The sequence below is a fragment of the Accumulibacter sp. genome (assembly GCF_031732815.1).
In the GTDB taxonomy this organism is placed as follows: domain Bacteria; phylum Pseudomonadota; class Gammaproteobacteria; order Burkholderiales; family Rhodocyclaceae; genus Accumulibacter.
Window position 1 is genome coordinate 1 of sequence record NZ_JAVMKF010000196.1, and the last position, 22,187, is coordinate 22,187.

At 64.2% G+C, this 22,187-nt stretch carries 21 protein-coding genes and 1 pseudogene; 16 read left to right on the forward strand and 6 right to left on the reverse strand.

The window, feature by feature from the left end:
* Positions 1 to 326: 326 nt before the first annotated feature.
* From RKP46_RS12680 to RKP46_RS12735, 12 genes are all read left to right on the forward strand, one after another.
* Positions 327 to 920, forward strand: a complete 594-nt coding sequence (locus RKP46_RS12680) for a class I SAM-dependent methyltransferase (RefSeq protein ID WP_311106979.1) — start codon at positions 327 to 329, stop codon at positions 918 to 920.
* A gap of 61 nt (positions 921 to 981) precedes the next feature.
* Entirely contained in the window at positions 982 to 1,737 is a 756-nt protein-coding gene (locus RKP46_RS12685) for a hypothetical protein (protein ID WP_311106980.1), read from the forward strand.
* Between the two features lie 41 nt (positions 1,738 to 1,778).
* Positions 1,779 to 3,494, forward strand: a complete 1,716-nt coding sequence (locus RKP46_RS12690) for a phosphate ABC transporter substrate-binding/OmpA family protein (protein WP_311106981.1) — start codon at positions 1,779 to 1,781, stop codon at positions 3,492 to 3,494.
* Between the two features lie 13 nt (positions 3,495 to 3,507).
* Positions 3,508 to 4,311 (forward strand): ABC transporter permease, encoded by an 804-nt coding sequence (locus RKP46_RS12695; RefSeq protein ID WP_311106982.1) that lies wholly within the window; start codon positions 3,508 to 3,510, stop codon positions 4,309 to 4,311.
* Positions 4,308 to 5,162: an ATP-binding cassette domain-containing protein gene (locus tag RKP46_RS12700; protein WP_311106983.1), complete on the forward strand. Its 855-nt coding sequence runs from the start codon at positions 4,308 to 4,310 to the stop codon at positions 5,160 to 5,162. Before RKP46_RS12695 ends, RKP46_RS12700 begins: the two co-directional genes overlap by 4 nt.
* Positions 5,163 to 5,211: 49 nt before the next feature.
* Entirely contained in the window at positions 5,212 to 6,078 is an 867-nt protein-coding gene (locus tag RKP46_RS12705; RefSeq protein ID WP_311106984.1) for a hypothetical protein, read from the forward strand.
* A 121-nt stretch (positions 6,079 to 6,199) separates the two neighbouring features.
* Positions 6,200 to 6,910 (forward strand): PspA/IM30 family protein, encoded by a 711-nt coding sequence (locus RKP46_RS12710; RefSeq protein WP_300332063.1) that lies wholly within the window; start codon positions 6,200 to 6,202, stop codon positions 6,908 to 6,910.
* 16 nt (positions 6,911 to 6,926) lie between these two features.
* Complete coding sequence (locus tag RKP46_RS12715) at positions 6,927 to 8,771, forward strand: ATP-binding protein (RefSeq protein WP_311106985.1); 1,845 nt, start codon at positions 6,927 to 6,929, stop codon at positions 8,769 to 8,771.
* A gap of 11 nt (positions 8,772 to 8,782) precedes the next feature.
* On the forward strand, positions 8,783 to 9,229 hold the full coding sequence (locus tag RKP46_RS12720) for a hypothetical protein (protein ID WP_311106986.1): 447 nt from the start codon (positions 8,783 to 8,785) through the stop codon (positions 9,227 to 9,229).
* A gap of 236 nt (positions 9,230 to 9,465) precedes the next feature.
* The gene (locus tag RKP46_RS12725) at positions 9,466 to 10,401 is read left to right on the forward strand and encodes a carbohydrate kinase family protein (protein WP_311106987.1); all 936 of its coding nucleotides are present in this window, start codon (positions 9,466 to 9,468) and stop codon (positions 10,399 to 10,401) included.
* 5 nt (positions 10,402 to 10,406) lie between these two features.
* Complete coding sequence (locus RKP46_RS12730) at positions 10,407 to 10,865, forward strand: glycine zipper 2TM domain-containing protein (RefSeq protein WP_311106998.1); 459 nt, start codon at positions 10,407 to 10,409, stop codon at positions 10,863 to 10,865.
* 154 nt (positions 10,866 to 11,019) lie between these two features.
* The gene (locus RKP46_RS12735) at positions 11,020 to 12,972 is read left to right on the forward strand and encodes a dynamin family protein (RefSeq protein ID WP_311106988.1); all 1,953 of its coding nucleotides are present in this window, start codon (positions 11,020 to 11,022) and stop codon (positions 12,970 to 12,972) included.
* Positions 12,973 to 13,129: 157 nt separating this feature from the next.
* Here the strand turns inward: RKP46_RS12735 and pagP are convergent, their stop codons facing one another.
* Positions 13,130 to 13,741: a lipid IV(A) palmitoyltransferase PagP gene (pagP, locus tag RKP46_RS12740; RefSeq protein ID WP_311106989.1), complete on the reverse strand. Its 612-nt coding sequence runs from the start codon at positions 13,739 to 13,741 to the stop codon at positions 13,130 to 13,132.
* A 340-nt stretch (positions 13,742 to 14,081) separates the two neighbouring features.
* On the opposite strand from pagP, the gene RKP46_RS12745 reads away from it, so the two are divergent.
* From RKP46_RS12745 to RKP46_RS12760, 4 genes are all read left to right on the forward strand, one after another.
* Positions 14,082 to 14,783, forward strand: coding sequence for a class I SAM-dependent methyltransferase (locus RKP46_RS12745; protein ID WP_311106990.1), 702 nt, complete (start codon positions 14,082 to 14,084; stop codon positions 14,781 to 14,783).
* Between the two features lie 13 nt (positions 14,784 to 14,796).
* A complete protein-coding gene (locus tag RKP46_RS12750) occupies positions 14,797 to 15,543 on the forward strand; it encodes a lipopolysaccharide kinase InaA family protein (protein ID WP_311106991.1) in 747 nt (248 codons plus the stop codon).
* A gap of 62 nt (positions 15,544 to 15,605) precedes the next feature.
* Positions 15,606 to 16,337, forward strand: a complete 732-nt coding sequence (locus tag RKP46_RS12755; RefSeq protein ID WP_311106992.1) for an SAM-dependent chlorinase/fluorinase — start codon at positions 15,606 to 15,608, stop codon at positions 16,335 to 16,337.
* Positions 16,338 to 16,518: 181 nt separating this feature from the next.
* The gene (locus tag RKP46_RS12760; protein WP_311106993.1) at positions 16,519 to 17,130 is read left to right on the forward strand and encodes a nuclear transport factor 2 family protein; all 612 of its coding nucleotides are present in this window, start codon (positions 16,519 to 16,521) and stop codon (positions 17,128 to 17,130) included.
* A 58-nt stretch (positions 17,131 to 17,188) separates the two neighbouring features.
* Here RKP46_RS12760 and RKP46_RS12765 read toward each other — a convergent pair.
* The 5 genes and pseudogenes from RKP46_RS12765 to RKP46_RS12785 form a co-directional block, all read right to left on the reverse strand.
* Positions 17,189 to 17,515: pseudogene (locus RKP46_RS12765) on the reverse strand (alpha-L-rhamnosidase C-terminal domain-containing protein); the annotation flags it as partial.
* A gap of 168 nt (positions 17,516 to 17,683) precedes the next feature.
* Positions 17,684 to 18,760 (reverse strand): hypothetical protein, encoded by a 1,077-nt coding sequence (locus tag RKP46_RS12770; protein WP_311106994.1) that lies wholly within the window; start codon positions 18,758 to 18,760, stop codon positions 17,684 to 17,686.
* Between the two features lie 894 nt (positions 18,761 to 19,654).
* Complete coding sequence (locus tag RKP46_RS12775; RefSeq protein WP_311106995.1) at positions 19,655 to 20,260, reverse strand: DUF4337 domain-containing protein; 606 nt, start codon at positions 20,258 to 20,260, stop codon at positions 19,655 to 19,657.
* Between the two features lie 418 nt (positions 20,261 to 20,678).
* Entirely contained in the window at positions 20,679 to 20,954 is a 276-nt protein-coding gene (locus RKP46_RS12780) for a hypothetical protein (protein ID WP_311106996.1), read from the reverse strand.
* Between the two features lie 429 nt (positions 20,955 to 21,383).
* The gene (locus RKP46_RS12785; protein WP_311106997.1) at positions 21,384 to 22,049 is read right to left on the reverse strand and encodes a choice-of-anchor E domain-containing protein; all 666 of its coding nucleotides are present in this window, start codon (positions 22,047 to 22,049) and stop codon (positions 21,384 to 21,386) included.
* Between the last annotated feature and the right edge of the window lie 138 nt (positions 22,050 to 22,187).

The following is a 22,187-nucleotide window of genomic DNA, read 5'->3' on the forward strand; positions in this document are numbered from 1 at the left end:
CCGAGTTCTCTTGCTCGGAGGCGCCGATGACGGCGACCGATTTCGGTTCAAACAGCGTGGTAAGGTAATGACGTTCTAGCATGATCATCTTCACCCCCGGTTCCGGAGGCACTGAAATTGTGGTTGTTGCACCGCACCAATCTAACACAGTTGGCCGAGCAAGTCTCTACGTGGAAACCCGGATTAGCGGCACAATGTGACATCCGACACAGGCTCGACTGTTCAGCCGACGCTTGCCGACAAACCTGGACCGATCCAACTCCTCCGACGCCGGCGTGCCCTGCGCTCAGACAATGCCCATTATCATAATGTAAGCACGCACGAGTATGACAGTTTCTCCGCGGCAAACTTTACCTTCAGCCTGGGTGCAACGCTTCGCCAGCCTGATTCCGGCCGGAGAGGTCCTCGATCTCGCCTGCGGAAGCGGTCGCCATGCCCGCCTGCTGGCCACGCTCGGTTATCGCGTCGAGGCGGTGGACCGCGATGCGCAAGCGCTCGCTGCCCTGCGCCACGTGCCCGGAGTGACGGTGCGCGAAAGCGACCTGGAAGCGCCTGGCTGGCCGTACGCCGGCCGCCGCTTCGCCGGCATCGTGGTCACCAACTACCTCTTCCGGCCACGCGTCGAGCAGCTTCTCGCATGCCTGGCCGACCCGGGATTGCTGATCTACGAAACCTTCATGCGCGGCAACGAGCGCTACGGGCGACCGTCGAATCCGGACTTCCTGCTCGCCTCGCAGGAACTGCTCGGCTGGGCACAGCAACGCTCCTGGCGCGTCCTGGCTTACGAAGAAGGCTACTGCGACGACCCCGCACCGGCTGTCGTTCAACGCCTGTGCGCCGCGCGCGGCACCATCGATAGCTGGCCCATGCTGCGCAAACGCGGAACCTTTCCTTCGTCGGCGGGCGTTTCGTTCGTATAATTCGGTGCATCTGCCCGTTTGTGTGCAGTCGATCGACGGGTTCACCATAGCAGGAGTTGGCATGAAGGGGTTTCTGAATCTGCTCGCCAAGGCAAAACTGATCGAACTTTCCGATGAGGAAAGGGCCCTCGCCGAAGCCGCGTCGGCGGCCGCGACTGGCGCAGCGCCGGCCGCGGCGGACAGCTCGCCGGATCGGCCGCCGCCCGCAGCACGTCGCCCATCCGAGCTGGATGACCCACTTTCGCTACCGCCGCTGACCTCCCCGCCGGTCGCGACGGCAGCCGGCGCGGCAAGCACCGGGCAGGCCACCGACGACTTCGAAGGGGTGGCCCTGGCCGACATTTTTGCCGCCGCCGGTGTCGCCGACTCGCCGTACCCGGCGGAAAAGCTGCTCCGCCTGCTCGCCGGCCTGCGCGCAATGGATGCAGCAACCCGCAAGGCAGCGGTGCTCGCCATGGATGCCGCCGACGACAACTGGCAGATCGCCGACAGCGTCAGCGACGCCGAGCAGAAGATCGCTGCCCTCGAAGCCTACAAGCATCAATTGACCGCTCAGATCGATAATCGCGCGCTGCAGACGGGCGAACTGGTCAACCAGATCAAACTGGCTCTGGACCAATCGACCGCGGCAATTCGCAAGCAGATCAGTGAGCTGGAGCAACTGCTCGAACGCGAAGTAACGCGTGCGGCGCAGGAAACGACGAGCGTCGAGGCGGGCCTGCGCCAGGCACGCGAGGCAGCCGCACGCGAAATCCGCCGCCTTGACGGCGAAATCGAGCGTCTGCGCGAGATTCCCGCCACCTTCAAAGCGGCTTGACCCCGCCCGGCACGCAGCGCACTGCTACAAGGAGAAAGCAAATGGCCCAACTCACACCGCTGGCCAAGGGACTGATCACGGTGATCGTCATTGGCGTCGCCGGTTCGCTGGCATGGAATTTCGGACTGAAGGAACGCCTCGGCACCGGCGCTGACGGCAGTCCCGGCACACCGCCGGCAGCCAGCGCGCCAGCGCCGGCCAAGCCGACCTCGGCCAAACCCGGGAGTAGCGCCGAGCCCGCCAAGGCAAGCGCGCGCGCCGACGACCGGAACGCGCCGCTGGGTAGCCCGACGAATCCCTTGAAAGTCAGTCTGGTCAGTTTCCACGGCTACGCGCCAGCGCTGGTCGCCAACGGCAACGCGCTCGAAACGCAGAGCGGATCGCTGTACGCGAAGAAAGATCTGAACGTACGCTTCGTCATTCAGGATGATATCCCGACGCTTGCCACCATCTTTGAATCGGGCGCCGCGCAGTGCGCTTGGCGCACCTCCGACTTCTGGGCGCAGGAGCAGCCGAATCTGCGCAACGCCGGCCTCGACGGACGCGCCGTGATGATCGTCGACAACACGCAAGGCGGCGACGCCGTCATCGCCAAGGATGCGGCGGTCAAATCGATCGAGGACCTCGCCGGACGCACGGTTGCCCTGCTCCAGTTCACCCCCTCGCACGGCATGTTGATCGACGCGCTCGACAATTCGTCGCTGACTGCACGCAAGAAGGACAGCGTGAAGACGGTGTTCATCAATGCCGAGGAAGGCACGGCCGGCGTGCGCGCCGCTTTCGAGGCCGGACACGTCGATGCCGCGGTGCTCTGGGACCCCGATCTGGCGCTCGCCTTGCGCAACGTGAAGGGAGCACACGTCGTCTATTCGACGAAGACGGCAACCAACCTGATCTTCGACGTCATGGTCTGCGACGCGCGCTTGCTCGCCAAGCCCGACGGACAGGCGGTCGTCCAGAAGTTCGTCGAAGGCTGGATGGAGGGGGTCACCGCGGCACGCGCCAACCCGGATAACGCGGTCGAGGCGCTGGTGCGCACCGAGGAGTTCTTTCGCCTGCTCGCCGACAAGGAAGGCAAACCCTTCGTCAAGAGCCTTTTCGCCAACGTCGTGTGGACCGGTGTCGAAGACAACGCCAGGATCCTCGGTCTGGTCGGCGGGACGAATCACTACGAGCGCGTCTACAAGCGTTTCGACGAAATCTACCGCAAGGCCGGCGCGCTGGCCAACCCCAAGTCGCCCGTCATCGCGCCGCAGGACAGCTTCGACTACCGCTACATCAAGTCGATGCTGGCCCGTGACCAGGCGGCAGCGACCGCGGCGGCGCAACCACAGACAACCTTCAGCCAATCGTCGCTGAAAGAAGCCACGCAGCAGCAAGCCATGGTGACCAAACCGGTCACGGTCGGTTTTGCCTCGGGCAGCGCTGAACTGACCAAGCGCGCGCAGAAGACGGTCGATGGCGAGATGGTTCCGTTCATCGAGAACAACGGCAAGGCTTACTTCGAGGTCAGCGGCAACTCCGACTCGACCGGCACGCGCGAGTCCAACCTCCGGCTGTCGGCGGCGCGCGCCAAGGCGGTAGTCGATTATCTCGTCGCGCAGTGGGAGTTCCCGCGTGAGCGCTTCAAGATCGTCGGCAACGGTCCCGACCGGCCACTGTGCAACGAAGCCAGCGCCGCCAGCGAAGGCCTCTCGCTGGAAGAGTGCCGGGCGCTCAACAGGACGACGCGTGTTGCCGTCTTCGGCGGCCGCTGACGGAGCCGGCAAGGTGCCCAGGACCGAATTCTGGAACCCCTACGCGGTGCCTGAGGCACCGCGCAGGCGGCTGCTCGGGCTTGCCGCCGTGCTCGCGCTGCTCGTCTTGTGGAGTGCGGTCGCCGCTTCCGGTCTGGTTAGCCCGAGCAAGTTGCCAGCCCCCTGGGAGGTCGTCGCCGCCTTCGGCTATCTGGCCTGGCACGACGGGCAGAGCATGCTCCTCACGGCAACGCTGTGGTCGGTCGGCCGACTGCTCGTCGCCGGTGTGCTGGTCATCCTGATCGGCATCCCGATCGGCATCGTCATGGGCGCCGCGCCACAGGTCAATGCCGCCTTGTCGCCGCTCGTCGACCCCTTCCGCTCGGCGCCGGTGGTCGCCCTGCTACCGATTCTGGTCATGTGGATGGGAATCGGCGAAGCGATGAAGATCGCCTTCCTGTTCATTGGCGCCGTCGTCTACCTGATCCCGATGGTACGTGATGCGATTCAGGCGGTCCCGCAAAGCTACTGGATCGGTGCACGCGACCTCGGTGCGACACCCTGGGAGTGCATCCAGCGCGCGGTCATCCCGCTCGCCATGCCGCGCATCGCCGATGCGGTGATTGTCGCCTTCTCGGTCATGTGGACCTACATCACCGTCGCCGAATACGTCAACGCACGCGAAGGACTCGGCCAGCTGATCCAGAACGCCCGCCGCTTCAGCGCCTGGGATCAGGTCTTCGCCGGCATCATCGTGATCATCGCGCTTGCCCTGGCGACCTACCAGTTCATGGTCTGGCTGAAGCGCCGCCTCTATCCGTGGGAAACGCAACAATGAACGCGCCAGCGCCGGCCAGCCCGGCAACGAACAGTGTCAGCGTCGTTCTGCAGGACATCGTGCAGGAGTACCCGGCGCCAGGCGGCGGCGTCACGCGCGTCATCGACCGCGTCAGCCTCAGCTTCGCGCAACCCGGCATCAACATGCTGCTCGGCCCTTCCGGCTGCGGCAAGAGCACGCTGCTGCACATGCTCGGCGGCGTCCGGCCAATGGGTAGCGCGACACCAAGCAGCGGACGCGTGCTGATCGACGGTGCCGACTGCCATGGCGCCCACGACGACTCGGTGATGGTCTTCCAGCGTTACGCCAACCGCCCCGACCTGTCGGTCTTCGACAACGTTGCCTTCCCCTTCCGCCTGCAGCTCTGGCGCAAGCGCGTGCCGGAAGGCGAATGGCGCAAGCGTGTCACCGACATGCTGGCGGCGGTGGGCCTGTCCGACAAGGCGGCGCTGCGCCCGGCGCAACTCTCCGGCGGACAGAACCAGCGTGTCGCCCTCGCCCGAGCGCTCGTTCTTCGCCCGCGGATTCTGCTCATGGACGAGCCCTTCGGCGCTCTCGACGCGCAGACGCGCGAGGAAATGCAACTGCTCCTGATCGAGCTCTACCGCGCCTGGCCGTGCCTGGTCGTCTTCGTCACCCACGACGTGACCGAAGCACTGGCGCTCGGCGACCGGGTGATCGTCCTGTCAACCCAGCCGGCGCGCGTCGCCGACGACTTCGCGATCAGCGAAACGCGCCCGCGTTCGGCCGCCTGGCAGCGCTCGCCACAGGCACAGGCGTTTGCCGAACGCGTGCTCAACCAGTTGCACCAGGCCAGCCCGGGTAAAGGGCAGGTCCGGGTGACCGTCTGAACGCTCGGCGACCCGTCCTGCCGACACATTGCCTGCCCACACTCCCGAGATGGCCGACAGCAAACCGCCCTACGTCAAGGAGGTTCTCACCAGCCAGGCGAATCTCTACGCCTTCCTCGCTTCGCTGGCCGCCGGCGCGCTCCTGTCGATTCCATTCGGCTTCGGTGTCGGCGCCATTCCGCTGATTGCCTTCGCCGCCGGCGAGGTTCTTGCGGCGCTGCACATCCCGTCGCTGCCGTCTTTCCGCGAAAAGGTAGACCGCAGCTGGCGCGCCGAGACGCGACAAGCCTCGCGCGCCCAACTGATCGCCGAATTGCAGAAGCGCGCGGCCAAACGGGAAGGCTTCCAGGCACGGCTGCGCACCTATCAACGCATGATGGAGCGCGTTACCTCGCTCTACCAACGCGCAGAAAGCGGGCATTCCCGTCTTGCTCCGCGCGACGTCGAGCAGCTCGACGACGTTACGATCGAATATCTTTGCCTCTGGCTGGCCATTCTGGTCATCGACGACCGGATGGAAGCGATCAACCTGCGCGAAGTCGACGGCAAGCTCGCCGCAGTCAACAGAGAACTCGCTGCGCCACTGCCGGGAACCGACCTGCGCCAACTGCAGAAAGCGCGTGCCGACTACAACGCGCTGGTCGAACGTCACAACCGCATGCTCAGCCGCCGGCGGGCACTCGAAGCCGCGCTGCTGACGATGCCCGACCAGATCGACGAAATCTACCAGACGATCATGACCCTGCCCGCCTCGGAGGAAATTGGCTCGCGCCTCGAAGAAGCCGTCAGTCGGCTGCGCGTACAGGAGGATATCGAAACCGACCTGGCGGAAGCGCTGCCCGGAATGACGATGCCGAGCTCGCTCACCAGCGGCCACGGCAAGCGTCTGGTCGCAGTCGCCGGCAACCGGCACTGAGCTGGCGCGGCCGCTGGCCGGGTCGGCAGATGAGCGCGCCAGCCGGCGCGGTTTGATCAACGGAAAGTTCACTGAGCAATTCAGATTAGCCGGCAGACCGGCACAGGAAAGGAAGAAGGAGATGGCCGAGATCAATTTCATGGGGCGTCTGTCCAACCTCTGGGCAGGATTCGTCTCGTTGTGGATTACCGACGTTGAAAAGCGTCACCCCGAAATCGCCTACCAGAACGCGATCGACTCGATGATCGCCAAGTACGGCAAGCTGAAGAGCGCCACGGCGGCGATCATGCGCCGGCGCGAAGAGATCTCGGCCCGCCTCGATAGCGAACGCCGGGAACTCGAGTCGGTCAACGCCGACCTCAACGCCGCCCTGGCAAGCGGCCAGGACGACCTGGGAATCGTCCTCATCCAGAAGAAGAACGCACTCGAGGCCAGCGTCAAGACGCTCGACCAGGAAATGGAGCAGGCACGCGCCGACGCGCAGGAAGCGAAGGACTCGCTGATGCAGGTGAAAGGCGAGATCCAGAAACTCAAGGACGAGAAAGACCGCATGCTGGCGCAGATGCAGAGCGCGCAAGCGCGCCTCAAGATCCAGAACCAGCTCGACGGTCTGTCGGTCGACGCCGAGGTGCGCGCCCTCGACAACGTGCGCGAACATATCAGGAACACCGTCGCCGAAGCCAAGATGGGCTCCGAACTGCGCGACTCGGACCTCGATGTCAAACTCGCCCGCCTGCGCCAGAGCAGCGGCGCGATCACCGCGCGCCAGCAGCTCGAAGAAATGAAGCGCGCCCGCCTGGCGCAGAGCGAAAGCACCGGCAAGTCGATGTAAGGCGCCGAGGAATCCGATGACCAGCCCTGCCAATCCTGCCAGCGACGGCCCGCGACCGGCGCTGCCCAACTGGGCCGAAACGCTGCGCCAGAAATACCTGGCCGGAGAAGCCGCGGTCTTCGTCCTCTATCGCAACGTCTTCGACCGCATCCCGTTTGCCGGACGCTACCGCACGCTCCAACCCTTTCTTGCCGAAGTTCTGCTGAAAGACAACAAGCAGCGCATCTTCGAGCTCAGCATGGACCGTGGTGTCCGCCTGGTGCAGGGCGGCACGCTGGACGAAAAGGCCGATCTTTACCGCCATCTGGAAGGCAAGGGGCTGGCCGGGATCTTCGAGTCGCTGGAAAAACAGATGCGCGAACAGGGTTCGAGCGCGCTGCTGATTCCCTACGCGGCGACGATCTTCCCAGCCGCCGAGGCGCATTTTCTCTCGCTTGACGAACGCGGCGCGTACACTGCGCTGCACCGCTGGTCGCTCGACGAGAGCTTCGCCGAACGCGATAACGTCGTCATCCTGGTCAGCGAGTCGCTCGCCGACATCAGCCCGGCGCTGCTCACCCACCCACGCATCGTTGCGCTCGAACTGCCGATGCCCGACCGTGCCGCCCGCCGTGCGGCGATCGGGCATTACGCACCGCGCCTGCCGCCGGCCGAGGCCGACCTGCTGGCCGACCAGACGGCCGGCCTGCGCCTGATCCAGCTCGCCGGCATCGTCGCCAGCGAAGCGCCGCAGGGGCTGAGCGAAACGCAGCGGCGAACCTTGATTGCCGACCTGCTCGCGGGCAGCCCGAATGCCGCCGTGCGGGCCGAGAAGCTGGCGGCGATCACCGCCGGCATGACGCCGGACGAGATTCGGCAGCTCGTCGACCCGACGCGTGCGCTGCCGGAAGCGGGCGACCCGGCGGGCGAAATGATGGCCGTCGTGCGCCGCCGCAAGCGCGAGCTGATCGAGAAGGAATGCGCCGGCCTGATCGAGTTCATCGAGCCCCGCCATGGCCTCGACGCCGTCGGCGGCAACGAAAACATCAAGAGTGAACTACTGGACATCGCGCGTCTGATCCGCAGCGGCGAGCGCGCGCGCGCACCGATGGGGCTCCTCGCGGTTGGCCCGATGGGCGCCGGCAAGACCTTCGTCATCAAGGCTTTTCTCGCCGAGGCCGGCCTTTCCGGCGTCGCCCTGAAGAACTTTCGCTCGAAATGGGTCGGGTCGACCGAGGCCAATCTCGAACGCGTGCTGGCGACGGTAAAGGCGATGGGCCCGATCGCGCTGGTCATCGACGAGGGCGACCGCAGCTTCGGCAACCAGAGTGGAGATGCCGACGGCGGCACCGGCTCGCGCGTCATCGCACGCCTGAAGGAATTCATGTCCGACCCGGAAAACCGCGGTCAGGTCGTCTTCATCCTGATGACCAACCGGCCCGACAAGCTGGACAGTGACATCAAGCGCCCCGGCCGCCTCGACCGCAAGATTCCCTTCTTCTACGCCGAGACGGCCGCCGAAAGAGCAGCCGTCATCGACGCCATCTTCCGGCGTTACGCCATCCCCTGCGCGCTCACCAAAGGCGTGCTGGAAGAGGCCTGCGCGGCGCTCCAAGGCTACTCGAACGCCGACCTGGAAGCCGTCGCACTGCTCGCCGCCGAATTCGCCGAGCGCGCCGGCGTGCCGCTCGACGGCGAGCGCCTCGCCCAGGCGATCGACGATTTCATGCCGCCCCAGGAGACGGCCATGCTGCGCTACATGGAAATGCTCGCCGTCTCCGAAACCTCGCGCCGCTCGCTCCTGCCAGAGCGCTTCCGCACGCTCTCGGCGCATGACGTGCAGGCCCGCCTCGCCGAATTCCGGCGCCAGATCAACTCCTGAAGGAACCGCCCATGTTGCCCCAGTTTGCCGAGACCGAACTCGACCCCGCCCAGACGATCGCCGCCACCCGCCTGCTGCTGCGCATTGCGCGCGTCGACGGCGCTCGCACCGCCGAAGAAATCGCACTCATCCGGCAATTCTACGAAACCGGCCGTGCGGCGCACTGGCCCGCTTTCACCACTTTGCTCGACGACGACTCGAGCGGCGAACTGAGCACCACGTTCACGCAGGTCGCGCAGCGCGAACTCGTCATCGCCACCTGCCTGATGGTGGCTTTTGCCGACGGCTGCCTGATCGCCGAAGAACTGGCTGCCGTGCACGCCGTCGCCGGCGAAATCGGCCTGCCGGCAAAACGCGTCGACGAACTGCTGGCCTTGGTCAAGGACTACATGCTGGCGCAACTCTCGCACCTGCCCGACGCCGGTTCGCTGGCCGTCCTCGCCGGCGAACTGGGGTAAGCGCGCGCCGGACGATCTTGCGCCGCGCTCAGCAACACGGCGCGCACTCGGCAAAGATCTGAACCGACGCGGCAGCGCGAAAAGGGCGTGGCCAAGCACGCGCCGTCGGCGACTCGGCACCATGCCGCGTTTGGCTGAACGACTTCGCGCGTGCGACTCGCCGCGACCAGCGCGTGCGTGAACGCCGATGCTATACTGGCCGCCGGTCAACGTTCACGCACGTCTGCAGGAACTCCATGCCTATCCTGATTTGTGGCTCCATCGCCTTCGACAACATCATGGTCTTCCATGATCGTTTCAAGAACCATATCCTGCCCGAACAGATTCACATTCTCAACGTCGCTTTCCTGGTTCCCGAAATGCGCCGGGAATTCGGCGGCTGCGCCGGCAATATCGCCTACAACCTGAAGCTGCTCGGCGGCGATCCGCTGATCATGGCAACGGTCGGCGATGACGCTGATCCCTACCTGCAGCGCCTCGATCGGCTGGGTTTGCTGCGCACCCATGTGCGCCGGATTGACGCGACTTACACTGCCCAGGCGTTCATCACGACCGACCTGGACGATAACCAGATTACCGCATTCCATCCTGGAGCGATGACGTACTCGCACGCCAATCGGGTCGCCGAGGCGTCCGGGATCAGCCTGGCGATCGTTGCCCCGGACGGCCGCGACGGGATGATGCAGCACGCGCGCGATCTGGCACGACAGGCTACCCCTTTCGTTTTCGACCCCGGCCAGGGCCTGCCGATGTTCTCCGGCGCCGAATTGCTCGAGTTCATGCAATTGGCGGACTACGCGTGCTTCAACGACTACGAAGCGAAGCTGCTGTGCGATCGGACGAACCAGTCGCTGGCCGAACTGGCCGATCAGGTCAAGGCGCTGATCGTCACGCTGGGTGGCGAAGGTTCGCGCATCTACGCCGACGGCACGTGCCATACCATTCCGTGCGTACCAGCGGCAGCAGTCGTCGATCCGACGGGCTGCGGCGATGCCTACCGTGCGGGCTTGCTGTACGGCATTGCTGCCGGCTGGCCGTGGGAGAAGGTAGGACAACTGGCCGCTGTCATGGGGTCGCTGAAGATCGCGCAGCGCGGCGGACAGAACCATCGGCCAAGCCGCGACGAAATTGCCGAGTGCTTGCGCCGGAATTTCAACAGTTCGCTTTGTTGAAGGAGATAGACGTGAAATTGCTCAACTCGCTGCTCATCGCCCTCGCCTGCGCGCTGCTCGTCGCTTGTGCCAGCAGCAAGTCGGGCAGCGTCTACACGCGCGAGCAGGCGCGACATGAAATGACGATACGCCAGGGCGTCGTCGAAAGCGTGCGCGAGGTTGGTCTCGAAGGAACCAAATCCGGCGTCGGAACAATGGCCGGCGCAGCAGTCGGTGGAGTCGCCGGAAGCAATATCGGCGGCGGCAAGGGACAGATCGTCGGTGCCATCCTCGGCGCGGTGGTCGGCGGCCTGGCGGGATCTGCGGTCGAGGAAGGCACGACGCGCAGAATCGGGCTCGAGATCACCGTGCGACTCGACAGCGGGCAACTCGTCTCGGTCGTTCAGGAAGCTGACGAGCGCTTTCTGCCCGGCGAGCGGGTGCGCCTCCTCTCCGGACGGGGAGAAACGCGCGTCAGCCATTGATTGGCCTTGCGCGCCGCTCGGCGCGCCCGCTTCCCGGCCGCATGACGAATCGCTCGGCGCCGGCACCAGCTCCTGCCGGTCAGGGCCAAGTCGTTGATTGCCTGAAGCTGTGTGGTAGAGTACGGGACCTTGTGCTGCGCTGGAACGATCCATAATGCTTGTCCAACGTTTTTCTGCCTACAGCGAGTGGCGCGCCCACCTGTCCGATATCCTCACTCAGTTCGCCAGTTGGTTGTCCGACAATGAGCTGAGCGACGCCCAGACCGACCGCCGCCTTGCCCAATTGCTGGAGAACCTGCGCGAGGACCGGCTGCACGTGGCTTTCGTAGCAGAGTTCTCGCGTGGCAAGTCCGAGCTGATCAACGCCATTTTCTTTGCCGACTACGGCCATCGGATTCTGCCGTCGACGGCGGGTCGCACGACCATGTGCCCGACCGAACTGATGTTCGATCGCCAGCGCCCGCCAGCGATCGAATTGCTGCCGATCGAGACCCGAGCATCGACGAAGAGCATCAGCGACTACAAGCGCTGCCCGGACGAGTGGATTTCGCTGCCGCTGCCGGTCGACTCGGCGGAAGCCATGCAGGAGACTCTGCACCATGTCAGCGATACCACGCGAGTCGACCCGGCGGCTGCCGAAAGACTGGGCTTCACCGTGGCGAACGGCGATAGCACCGCATTTCAGGTCGAATCCGACGGTACGGTCGAGATCCCGTGCTGGCGGCACGCAATCATCAATTTCCCACATCCGCTGCTCGAGCAGGGTCTGGTCATCCTCGACACGCCAGGCCTGAACGCCATCGGCACCGAGCCCGAGCTGACGCTCTCGCTGCTCCCCAATGCGCACGCCGTACTGTTCATCCTGGCCGCCGATACCGGCGTCACCCAATCCGACCTGACCGTCTGGCGCGAGCACATCGGCGCCTCGAGCGGCCGCAAGAAGGGCCGCATCGTCGTCCTGAACAAGATCGACACCTTGTGGGACGAACTGCGATCCCGCACACAGATCGACGGCGAAATCAACAAGCAGATCGACAACTGCGCCTGGACGCTGGCCTTGCCGAGCAAACAGATCTTTCCGGTCTCGGCGCAGAAAGCGCTACTGGCAAAGATCAATGGCGACCGCGACCTGCTTGCGCGCAGCCGCCTGACGGAACTTGAACGCGCCCTGTCGCGCGAGCTCATTCCGGCCAAACAGGAGATCGTGCGCGACAACACGCAGAGCGAGTTCATCGATTGCTGTCAGCGTACGCACAGCCTGCTCGAATCGCGCCTTGCCGGCCTGCGCGAACAGGCTTCCGAACTGGCTGAACTGCGCGGCAAGAACCGGGGCGTCGTCGAATACATGATGGGCAAAGTCCGGCAGGAAAAGGAGGAGTTCGAAACCGGGCTGCAGCACTATTACGCGGTACGCAGCGTCTTTTCGCGTCTGACCAACAATCTCTTCACGCATCTTGGGCTTGATTCCTTGCGCCTGCTGACGACAACGACGCGTGACGCGATGACCAACGCAACCTTCTCGCATACGCTTTCGGGCGCCATGAATGAGTTCTTTGTCGTGGCGCGGGGCAACCTGCGTGACTCGAAGACCAAGGTTGGCGAGATTGTCACCATGATGGAAGCCATCTACAAGAAGTTCGCGGTTGAGCATGGGCTCAAACTCGGCACGCCCAGCGGCTTCTCGCTGGCGCGCTACGAAAAGGAACTCGACCGGATCGACAGATGGTGCGGCAGGCATATCAATACGCTGTTCCAGCTCCTGACGCACGAGAAGAGTCAGGTCACGCAAAGGTTTTTCGAGGAAATTGCGGTGCAGGTCAGAAAGGTCTTTGAACGCGCCAACCGAGACACCGAATCATGGCTGAAATCGATCATGGCGCCGCTCGAGATCCAGATACGCGAACACCAGATTCAGCTCCAGCGCCGCCTGGAGAGCATCAAGCGAATCCACCAGGCAACCGACACGCTTGAAGAACGCATCGACGAACTCGTTCACGTCGAACATCGACTGGTGCATCAAATGAACACGCTGGACGATATCGCGCGAAGAGGACGCGCGATCCTGCAACAGGCGGCAAGCGAAGAAGATGCGCGCGACGCCGCTTGAGCGATGCTCAGCGAGGCGGCGTGCGGGCGGCAACGCGACAAGACGCTGAGCCGCAACTCTCGATCTGGCGCACAGCGAATCGGTTTGCTGCACGGTGAACCACCGTGCCGCGCCGACCTGTCCGCGCGCGCGACCGGCGCAGGCCGTGCGCGCAAGCTTAGAACGCGAACCGCCCCCAGAAGAAGATGACGTTACCATTACCCTTGCCGCCCGGGACATAGGCCATGCTCAGTCCGCCGCGCCCATAGCCAAGCGAGGCGATCGGCAGAACACCGGGAATGGGCGTATAGTGACCAATATCCGAGCGCGCCGTCAGAAATACCGTGTAACCGACGCCGGCGTGAGCCGCCTTCGGATCACCCCACATCCATTGATGGGCATAGCCGACAACGGGCTCGAACTTGCCGTGCGAATCGCGGAAACCCATTGCGTAGAGACTGTGCCAGTTTCCCTGCGCATCGTAACGACTTCGTCCGTAACCGAGCCCCCAGGTGCCCTCGACGAATGAGTCGATCTTCTCCTGCGTATAGGCAAAGCGCAAGTGGTGGGTATGAAACGGGACAAGCAATTCTCCTTGCCCATCGTTCCAGGTGTCCGACAGGCGGCGACAGACATTGCCGACGAAGGTCGCCGGGTCGGCGCAGGAGGCTGCAGCCGATGTCGCACAGCCGGCGCATGACACGATGAGCAGCGCCCTGCCCAAGACGCGATGCCGCTTCCGGTCAAGCCGCGCAAGCTGATTGCAGGGCATGGCAAAACGCTTTCCCACATCGCTCTCCTTCAGCAGGTGAAGAACTGTGCGGAAGCCCCGATTGCACGCTCTGCAAAGCGAGTCGGCCGCCTGCGTGCGTCGAGAACCGCGAGAACCCGCATTCTACCGCAAGAGTCCCGCTTGCCACCTGCACGCGGGCGCGGTGAAGCGCAGCCCTGCGCATGAGCGGCGCAGCGCGCGCCCGGCTTGCGGCAAACCTGCCCATTTCGCCCGCGTCGCGCGCCCGACGGAGCACTGGCGCAGCCCGCGTCGAAAGACCGCAGCAGTATGATATTCTTCGTCGTTTCACCACGCAGCGCCGCACCCCTGCCTGGGGCGGCAAGGAAACGACCAGCAGATGAGCGACCACCACGAACCGGCCATTCACCTCGCATTCTCGGAAAAGTACACCGAGGAGCATTCGCAAGAATACTTCGAGAAGCACAACCGGAAGCGACTCTCCGACCGCATCGAACACCGCATGGCGCAGCGCGCCTTGCGGCTGGCCGGAAACCCGGGTTCGATCCTCGATATCCCGTGCGGCACCGGGCGCTTCTGGTCAATGCTCGCGCAGGACCCCGGACGCGAGCTGCTCGCCGCCGATTACAGCTCCGGAATGCTCGAAATCGCCGGCAAGGTCCGTGATCCGGAAGTGGTACGGCGCTTTCGCCTGCTGCAATGTTCGGCCTTCGCGATCACGCTGCCGGACAGCAGCGTCGACTGCGTCTTCTCGATTCGCCTGATGCATCACATCGGAGAGTCGACCAACCGGATCGCCATGCTCAAGGAGTTCCATCGCGTGACGCGTGACAGCGTCATCGTCTCGCTCTGGGTTGATGGCAATTACAAAGCGTGGCGTCGCCGCAAGCTGGAAGAAAAGCGTCGTCGCGAGGGCGAAAAGAGCGACAATCGGTTTGTTGTCCCGCGCGCGCAGTTCGAACACGAATGCCGCGCTGCCGGATTTGCCATCAGCGGGCACGTCGACTTCCTGCCTCGCCTTTTCATGTGGCGCACCTACGTCCTGCGCAAATCGACTGCCCGCGTATCCTTGCCAGACTGAGGCGTCCCGCCGGATGAGCACACGCGAGCTGTTTGCCGACCAGGCAGCGCAAGACCTGCTGACCGCCAACGGTCTGGCCGGTTTCGATGCGCTGTGGACGCTCGAAGTCGCGTGGCATGAGGCGCCCAATGAACGTCGCGGCGGCTGGAGTGGGGTCAGCCGGCATGTCCTGCACGACGGAACGGCGGTCTTTCTGAAGCGGCAGGACAACCACCTGTGCCGAACGCTTCGCCACCCGCTGCGCGGCATCCCGACTTTCTACCGCGAGTACGCCAACATCCAGCGCCTGCGCGCGCTGCGTATCGCCGCCGTCGAGGCGCTCTATTACGGCGACCGGCGTAGCGCCGACCACTGGCGCGCCATCCTGGTCACCCGCGCGCTGGACGAGTTCATCAGCCTGGACGAGTGGAATGACAGCCATCCGCCGGCCTCATCTCCCCTGCGCCAGACGGTCGTCAAAGCCGTCGCGCACGCCTGCGCACGCCTGCACCATCATCGCCTGCAGCACAGTTGCCTGTACGGCAAGCACCTTTTCATCAAGCGCCGGCCAGAGGCCGACAACGCTCTCGGCGAAGCCGATGTGCGCTTCATCGACCTCGAAAAGCTGCGCCTGGGCTTCAGCCGCAAGGGTGTTGGCGCGCACGACATCGATCAGTTGATGCGTCATACGCCGGGCTGGACTGCCCAGGACAGGGAGGCATTTCTCGCTGCCTACCAGCAGCATTGCCAACACCTGCTGCACGGCGCAGGCACGGGCTGAAGAAGAATCGCCGTCCGGCCCGTCGCCGCCCTTTCATTCACGCTGACCAGCACAGCCCGTCCTTGATTGCTCTCTATACAGACTTTGGCGTGGACGATCCCTACGTCGGCCAGATGAAAGCCGTTCTTCTCGCGGGGACACGCTCTTCGCCTCCGATCGTCGACTTGCTGCATCGCGTGCCCAATTTTGATTGTCTTGCCGGCGCACACCTGCTGTCGGCGCTGCAGGCGCAATTCGCTCCGGGAACCGTCTTTCTTGCGATTGTCGACCCGGGCGTCGGCAGCGAGCGCACACCCGTCGTCCTGGAGGCCGACGGCAAGTACTACGTCGGCCCCGACAACGGCCTGCTTGCCGTCGTCGCCGCCCGCGCCCAGACGTGCCGAACCTGGCGCATCGTCTGGCGCCCGCCGGGATTGTCCGTTTCCTTCCACGGACGCGACCTCTTTGCGCCGATTGCGGCGCGCATTGCGCGCGGCGACTGGCCGACGTCCGAGCTGGCCGAATGCTCCAGCCTGGCTGAGCGCCTGTCTGGCAACGACTTGGCGCAGATCATCTACATCGACCACTACGGCAATGCGATGACGGGCTTGCGCGCGGCCAACATCGCGCGCAATACCACCGTCGGCACGCCGGCTGGACCCATCGCACCGGCAAGGGTTTTCTCCGCCGTGCCGGGCGGCCAGGCGTTCTGGTACGAAAACAGCCTCGGCCTGGTCGAAATCGCGGTCAACCGTGGGCACGCTGCGGCGCGCCTGGATCTGCGCGTCGGCTTGCCGGTCACGCTGCGCACCTGACGCGCACACTGCAAGTGCTTGCGCCAACTGCGCCTTTGGCCGATGATCAGGACGCCGGCCAGCCTCGTCTGGCGGCATCCGAACCGCTTATGGGAACCGGCAGCGAAGCCGGACCTCTGCATCGAAAGGCACGAAAATGAGACTTGTTCGCTTGTTGGCAGCCATCGCGCTCTCCTTGTCTTTGCTCGGCGGCGCTGCTGCCCAAATGGCAGACAGCGGGTTGACTGTCCACGAGGACAGCCGGCTGCGCGGCCTGCTGATTGCCGCAGGCTATGCGGTAAACACGCGCAACCTCAAGGCGCTCAGCGACATGGCACTACCCGGATTCACGCTGATCACCGTCGATGGACAAAGGCTCGTGGGTAGCGACGCAGTCGGCAAGTACTACACACAGCTGGTCGATGGCCCGAACGCAAGTCTCCTGAAAATCCACGTCGAGCCCTTGCCAGAGGAAACGGTGATCGTCGCGCAGGACGGCGCGGCCCGCGTGTCTGGCCGATCGGCCGCCAAGCTCAGCTTCCGCCACGGCGGCGAGCGCAGCATCGGCCTGCACTGGAGCGTCAACGTGGTGAAAGAAGGCGAGCGATGGAAACTGGCCAGTGCTCATGTGTCGGCCAATCTGCTCGCCAACCCGGTGCTCGATATCGCGCGCGAAGATTACGAAGAGCGCAGGTATCTTGCCGCCTTGGCCGGTCTTGCCGTCGGCCTGACTGGCGGTGCGCTCGCCATGGCTTTCCTCGTGCGGCGTCGATCCCGCACGGCCGGAACTGTGCACACTCAGGCGACGAACTGAAGCGCCCAGGCAGCGCGGCGACCACGCAGCCAATGCGTGGGCAACCGTGCCACCCAGCTCAGTGCAGTTCGTTGGCCAATCGACGTGCGCGCGCCTCACCGCGAAAACGGTAGGTCCCCCCGCTGGCCAGTTCAGACACGGCATCCGTAGCGTGCCCGCCAGCGATCACCGCTGCGACCGCATCCGGCGGACCCTGCAGGCTGACGCGGAAGTCGACCTGGAGCAGGAGCACACGCGCCCGCCTGTCTGCCGGAATCGTCACCTCGTAGCTATAGCCGGCAAGCTCGCTGCGCGACTCGCTGACGATCGGCCCACGAATCGTCGGCACGCGCAGGCGGAAGTGGCTCAGGTGACCGGGCTGCAGCCGGATCTCGAGATGCCGGTAGGCTGCTTGCGTATTTCACGCCATCGTGACCGGTGATTTCACGAAAGCGTGACCGCCATTTCACGAAAGCGTAACCGCCATTTCATCAAAAGCGTGACCGATTACGGTAACATTCAACCCTATCCATGCAGCATCTCTCCACCGGTCACGATGACGCGAAACGACCGGTCACGTTCCGCGAAATACGCACGCATCGGCATCCCGGTCAAGCGCCCGGGCGATGTCGGCCATTGTACGCAGCGCGCGGTAATGGAACGTATTGACCACTGCGTTATAGTCTGTAAAAACAAAGCTATCCGTTTCACCGGGCACCGGATCGGGACCAACGACGCCAGCGGCAAGCAGGGGCGGCCAGTCCACCCGATCGCGCAATTCCCCGCTGGCCAGCGCAATGGCGGCAAGGAACGCCTTGTCCTGACGTCCGCTCGTCGTGCTGATCAGTCCATCAGAACGCGCCAGCCCGACCAGCGTCTTGCGCCCCAGCAGGCCATAGTTGCGCACCAGCGACTCGCTGTTGCCGGTCGCCATATAGTCTTCCCAGGCCATGAACAGCGAATGCATCTGCCACTCGGTCGGCCAGGTCGGGTTGCGCAGCAGAAACTCGTGCGTACTCCTCTGAACGGCAAATTCGCGGTCCACGGCGTAGTGGCCGAGCATCCGGATGTAGGCATCGCCTTCGTAGGGAATCCGCTGCCGCTCGCCATCGACATAGACGCCGAGAAACGGGGTCGCCTGCAAAGTGTAGCGGCCCACTTCCCAGACCGCATCGAGCACCTTGTCCGAGCTCTCGAAGCGAGCCGCCGTTTCGTCGAAGGGATAGAACAACGCCCGCTGGAACAGCTTCAGCAGCGACGCCGCAGGCTGCTTCAACGGCAACTCGGCGTAGCGGAAGGGCATCGCCTCGGGCAGATGCGCGGGCAAGGTCACACTGCCCGGATAGCCGTGGCGCGGAATTGGAGCGACCCACCCGCCGTCCACCGCAGCCGGCGCACAACGCATCGCACAGCCGACCGGCGAGAACCTCCTGTGGCGCCGACCATGGGCCGGTACGTTCTCCTCGTCCCAGAGGCGCACCTGCCACCAGAAGCGCGCATCGCTCGGCAGGTGCTTGCCCGCGTATTCGATGTCGATCGACTGCTCGCTGTCGATCCGGCCGCTATCCGACAAGTCCGGCGTACCCGCAACGAGCTTGTCGCGCGTCCCGACCACCCGGATGTGGTAGGCCGTCTGCCGCGCCCGCGCCATTTCCGGGGCGAACGATCCACGAGAACTCCGGCCGACTCTCGGTGATCAGCCCGCCGCTGCCGGCAGGGTGTCAATGGCGGTCAAGAAGTGCCGATAGTCGGCTGCGAGGCGTCGAGGGGGGCTGCCGGCGAAACCCGACGCACAGACAGCAGACAGGTCAACACACCGATCGCCCGCTGTAACGCCCTCGCTGTGCCTCGGCTGCCCGTCATCACCCAGGCGCGCACGAGCCTCCGGGCAAGACCAAGGCAGCCAGCGTCACCCGAAGCAACAGCGCCAGCTCGCGTACGCTTCCGCAACCCAAGGCGACCGAAGGTCCCGACCGATGTGGCGTGCCCGGCTACCTGAGCGGACGACGTACGCTGCTCGCCCGGGCGCGCCTGCGGTCCACCAGCATGCGACGTTCGCCCTCTTCGCCACCAGGCAGCAGAACGTGCCGCACTGCGAAAGGGCTTCGCCGTTCGTCGTCGCGCCGATCTTCGTAATGGACGTACCGACAGCGGCAGCTTGCCGCCTCGCAGTTGCCCAGCGGGAAGAGCGGGGCCTCACCGGCGAGAAATTTCCTGCCGGCGACGCGCCGCACAGCTGCGCAGGCATCGCTCGGATGCCTGATCGCGACCGAATGGTAGGGACGGCCAGCCGACTCTGCGGAAGAGTCCGACTGCACTGTGCGCCGCCCGCGCATCAGCCACAAAGCAAAAGAAGCGACGACAAGACACGCGCACAGCAACCACCACTTCATCCTGACGATCCTCCCTGAAAATCGCTTGCCCGGCAAGCCGCAGTCTCGTTCCGGCCGCCCCGTCGAGCGCCACCCGCTACTTTAACACCCAAAATGCCAGTCAGCGAGGTCCAGGCGGCGGAAAAACGATTCCCGGCAGCGCGACAGTCCGCTCAGCCGAGCAGCCGGGCAATGGCGTCGAGGTGGAAATCGGTCCCGAGGAAGCCGCTGACACCGGAAGCAACGCCGACGACGGCGAACACCAGCGCGAACCCGACCAGCCATCGGCGCCGGGTCAGCGCAGCGATGCCGAGCATGGCCATGCCCACCGTGATTCCCGCCTCGGCGATGTCAAACTGATCATCGTGAAAGTTCAGCCGATCGTATTCGCGCTCAAAGGCCTCGGCCTGTTGCCTGATCTCCTGCTTTTCGCTTTCGTAGCGCGCCACCCGGTCGCGGTAGGACTCGATCTTCTTGTCGAGCAGCGCAGCCGCCTCCGGTGTCAAGCCAGCGTGCTCACGCTCGAAGCTCAGTTGGTCGAGCATGCTCTCGGCCAGATTCTGTTTCGTGCTCTTGGCCTGAAAGTAAGTCCACGCACTGACGCTTCTTGCCTGCGCCTGCGCCATCGCCTGAACGATATTGCCGTCCTTTATATTGAACACCGCCATCACCGTCGCGAGAACCGCGACAAGTGCAGCGATCACGTTCATCAGACGATCGGAACCCGGCTGTTCCGCCCTGTTCACTGCGTCTTCCACGGCGTCCTTGACTTCGGCCATCTTTCCCCTCCCAGTGATCCAGACTTCGCTTGCCACCCATTGCGCGCAGACGGTCGTGCATTCTGAACAGCGGGTGTGCAGCATGTGCCGTGCAACGGGGTGCGCGGCAGTCTACACGAATCGGCCAAGGGATTGGGCGGCGACTCGCACCAACGATCGGCCACCACCTTGACCGAGCAATTCAGCGAGGCTGGACATGGGAACGTCTAGTCGGACTGCCTACCGTGTACAAGCCCGTTCCTGGGCGAGGGGCATGCCAAGCCAAGATCGCGTGGGATACTACGATCATCGACGAGCACACGGGGAGCTGTGGCCGTCGCACTGAGTCGCTTGGCAAGATCAAGCACGCGACGATCACCGGCTGGCTGCGTGGTGCGGCAGTCGCCCTGGGCGACCGCACAAAACTTTCGTCTATAAATCAGAAGGCAGAACGGCAGGCCAGCGCCAGTTTGTGGGGCCGATCATCGCTGGCGGCCAGCATTCGCGCCGCGCGCGTGCGGTTTGCACAGAACGGCACGCTCCACTGGCGGCGAGTGTCGGTGTCTTGCATCTGCTCGAGCGCCTCGGCGAGTGCGTCGCCATATCTCCGAGCAACAATGGATCCACTGGAACGGTGCGAAGCTGAGAGCGCAAGTCGGGGAAAATCCGCAAGGGCAGGCGTCGCGCCCAGCGCCTGCACTTGCAGGCGGATCATGCCCCAGCTGCACCCGGAGGTCTGTCTTCAAGTCGTGGCCCGAAGCACAGCGCTTGCGGTGAAAGCACACAAGCGCCCTTGTTGCGGTTGCGCAGGCGTCCTCGGGACAGCCCCTTTCTTTACAATTTGCCGATAAGCCGACTACCGCGAGCGACCCGTGCGAGCGCCCGCTCGGCCTCGCAGAAGCCAATGCTGCGCGACGTGAACCCACATCTTCAAGCATCCCCAAGCAGTGCTGCCGGGCTCTCGGGTGCCGCTTGCGCTTCAGTTCCGGCCCGATGGACTTGTCCATGGCTTCAAGCGACATGCCTGCGCACGGCCGTTCGGCGCCGTTTCCACGCTCATCCGACAGAACACGGGAGGGAGCTGCGCTTTTCACGCAACCCCCTCCACGCGAGCTCTAAGTCAGGGACCCTCCGTGGGTACTGCTCAGGCGGCGCGGCGGCGACGCGAGATGCCGAGAGCGGCCAGGCCGACACCCAACAAGCCCAGCGAAACCGGCTCGGGCAGCACTGGGGGCGTCGGGGTATAGTCGTAAGTCACCACGTACTCGACCCGCGCCTGGGTGGAGATGGACGAATCGAGGTTGCCATTATCGGAATTGATCAAACCGCTACCGACGGCACGGAAGTTGAAACCGACCAGATTACCAGCACCGATGTAGTCGGAAAGAGGGCTGCCAACGACGGAACCACTCCCGGTAGCGGTCAAGACGCCGAAATCAATACCGGACGTACCCGCGTAGTCGGAAGTGCCGTCAAATGCGCTTGCCGCAAAGGCTGCGCCTGTGTTGCTCAGGGCCAGGGTACCCAGATTCGAGCTGCCTTTGCGGTAAAACAGATTAGCGCCGGCAACGGGGGTCAGATTGTCCGCGACAGCGCCGGTGTTCTCGGCCTTCAACTGCTGGTTGATCGCGCCCGAGTAGCTGATCAAAACGCTATTCAGGGTGCCGAGGGTGGCGTCAAACTGGTTGATCCCGCCCAGATCGTGAGTCCAGTTGGTGGTTTCAAAACCAAAGCTGCCGGACTGCGTGATCAGCGCAGCGTTGGCGGTACCGGCGGCCAGCAAAGTGGCCAGCGCAACCAATTTCTTCATATGTGTCCCTTTCTTTTCATTGAGTGATGCACGCCGCTCTAGCGCGCCACACTCGTCAAGCAGAAATCATGCCACGTAACTATATCAGACAACCTGATCTCGGTCCCATGACGATTGCACGATTGTGATCGCGAATCT

Coding starts and splice junctions, on each gene's coding strand:
- RKP46_RS12680 (WP_311106979.1), top strand. CDS start 327: ATGACAGTTTCTCCGCGGCAAACTTTACCTTCAGCCTGGGTGCAACGC.
- RKP46_RS12685 (WP_311106980.1), top strand. CDS start 982: ATGAAGGGGTTTCTGAATCTGCTCGCCAAGGCAAAACTGATCGAACTT.
- RKP46_RS12690 (WP_311106981.1), top strand. CDS start 1,779: ATGGCCCAACTCACACCGCTGGCCAAGGGACTGATCACGGTGATCGTC.
- RKP46_RS12700 (WP_311106983.1), top strand. CDS start 4,308: ATGAACGCGCCAGCGCCGGCCAGCCCGGCAACGAACAGTGTCAGCGTC.
- RKP46_RS12705 (WP_311106984.1), top strand. CDS start 5,212: ATGGCCGACAGCAAACCGCCCTACGTCAAGGAGGTTCTCACCAGCCAG.
- RKP46_RS12710 (WP_300332063.1), top strand. CDS start 6,200: ATGGCCGAGATCAATTTCATGGGGCGTCTGTCCAACCTCTGGGCAGGA.
- RKP46_RS12715 (WP_311106985.1), top strand. CDS start 6,927: ATGACCAGCCCTGCCAATCCTGCCAGCGACGGCCCGCGACCGGCGCTG.
- RKP46_RS12720 (WP_311106986.1), top strand. CDS start 8,783: ATGTTGCCCCAGTTTGCCGAGACCGAACTCGACCCCGCCCAGACGATC.
- RKP46_RS12725 (WP_311106987.1), top strand. CDS start 9,466: ATGCCTATCCTGATTTGTGGCTCCATCGCCTTCGACAACATCATGGTC.
- RKP46_RS12735 (WP_311106988.1), top strand. CDS start 11,020: ATGCTTGTCCAACGTTTTTCTGCCTACAGCGAGTGGCGCGCCCACCTG.
- RKP46_RS12745 (WP_311106990.1), top strand. CDS start 14,082: ATGAGCGACCACCACGAACCGGCCATTCACCTCGCATTCTCGGAAAAG.
- RKP46_RS12750 (WP_311106991.1), top strand. CDS start 14,797: ATGAGCACACGCGAGCTGTTTGCCGACCAGGCAGCGCAAGACCTGCTG.
- RKP46_RS12770 (WP_311106994.1), bottom strand. CDS start 18,760: ATGGCGCGGGCGCGGCAGACGGCCTACCACATCCGGGTGGTCGGGACG.
- RKP46_RS12775 (WP_311106995.1), bottom strand. CDS start 20,260: ATGGCCGAAGTCAAGGACGCCGTGGAAGACGCAGTGAACAGGGCGGAA.
- RKP46_RS12780 (WP_311106996.1), bottom strand. CDS start 20,954: ATGATCCGCCTGCAAGTGCAGGCGCTGGGCGCGACGCCTGCCCTTGCG.
- RKP46_RS12785 (WP_311106997.1), bottom strand. CDS start 22,049: ATGAAGAAATTGGTTGCGCTGGCCACTTTGCTGGCCGCCGGTACCGCC.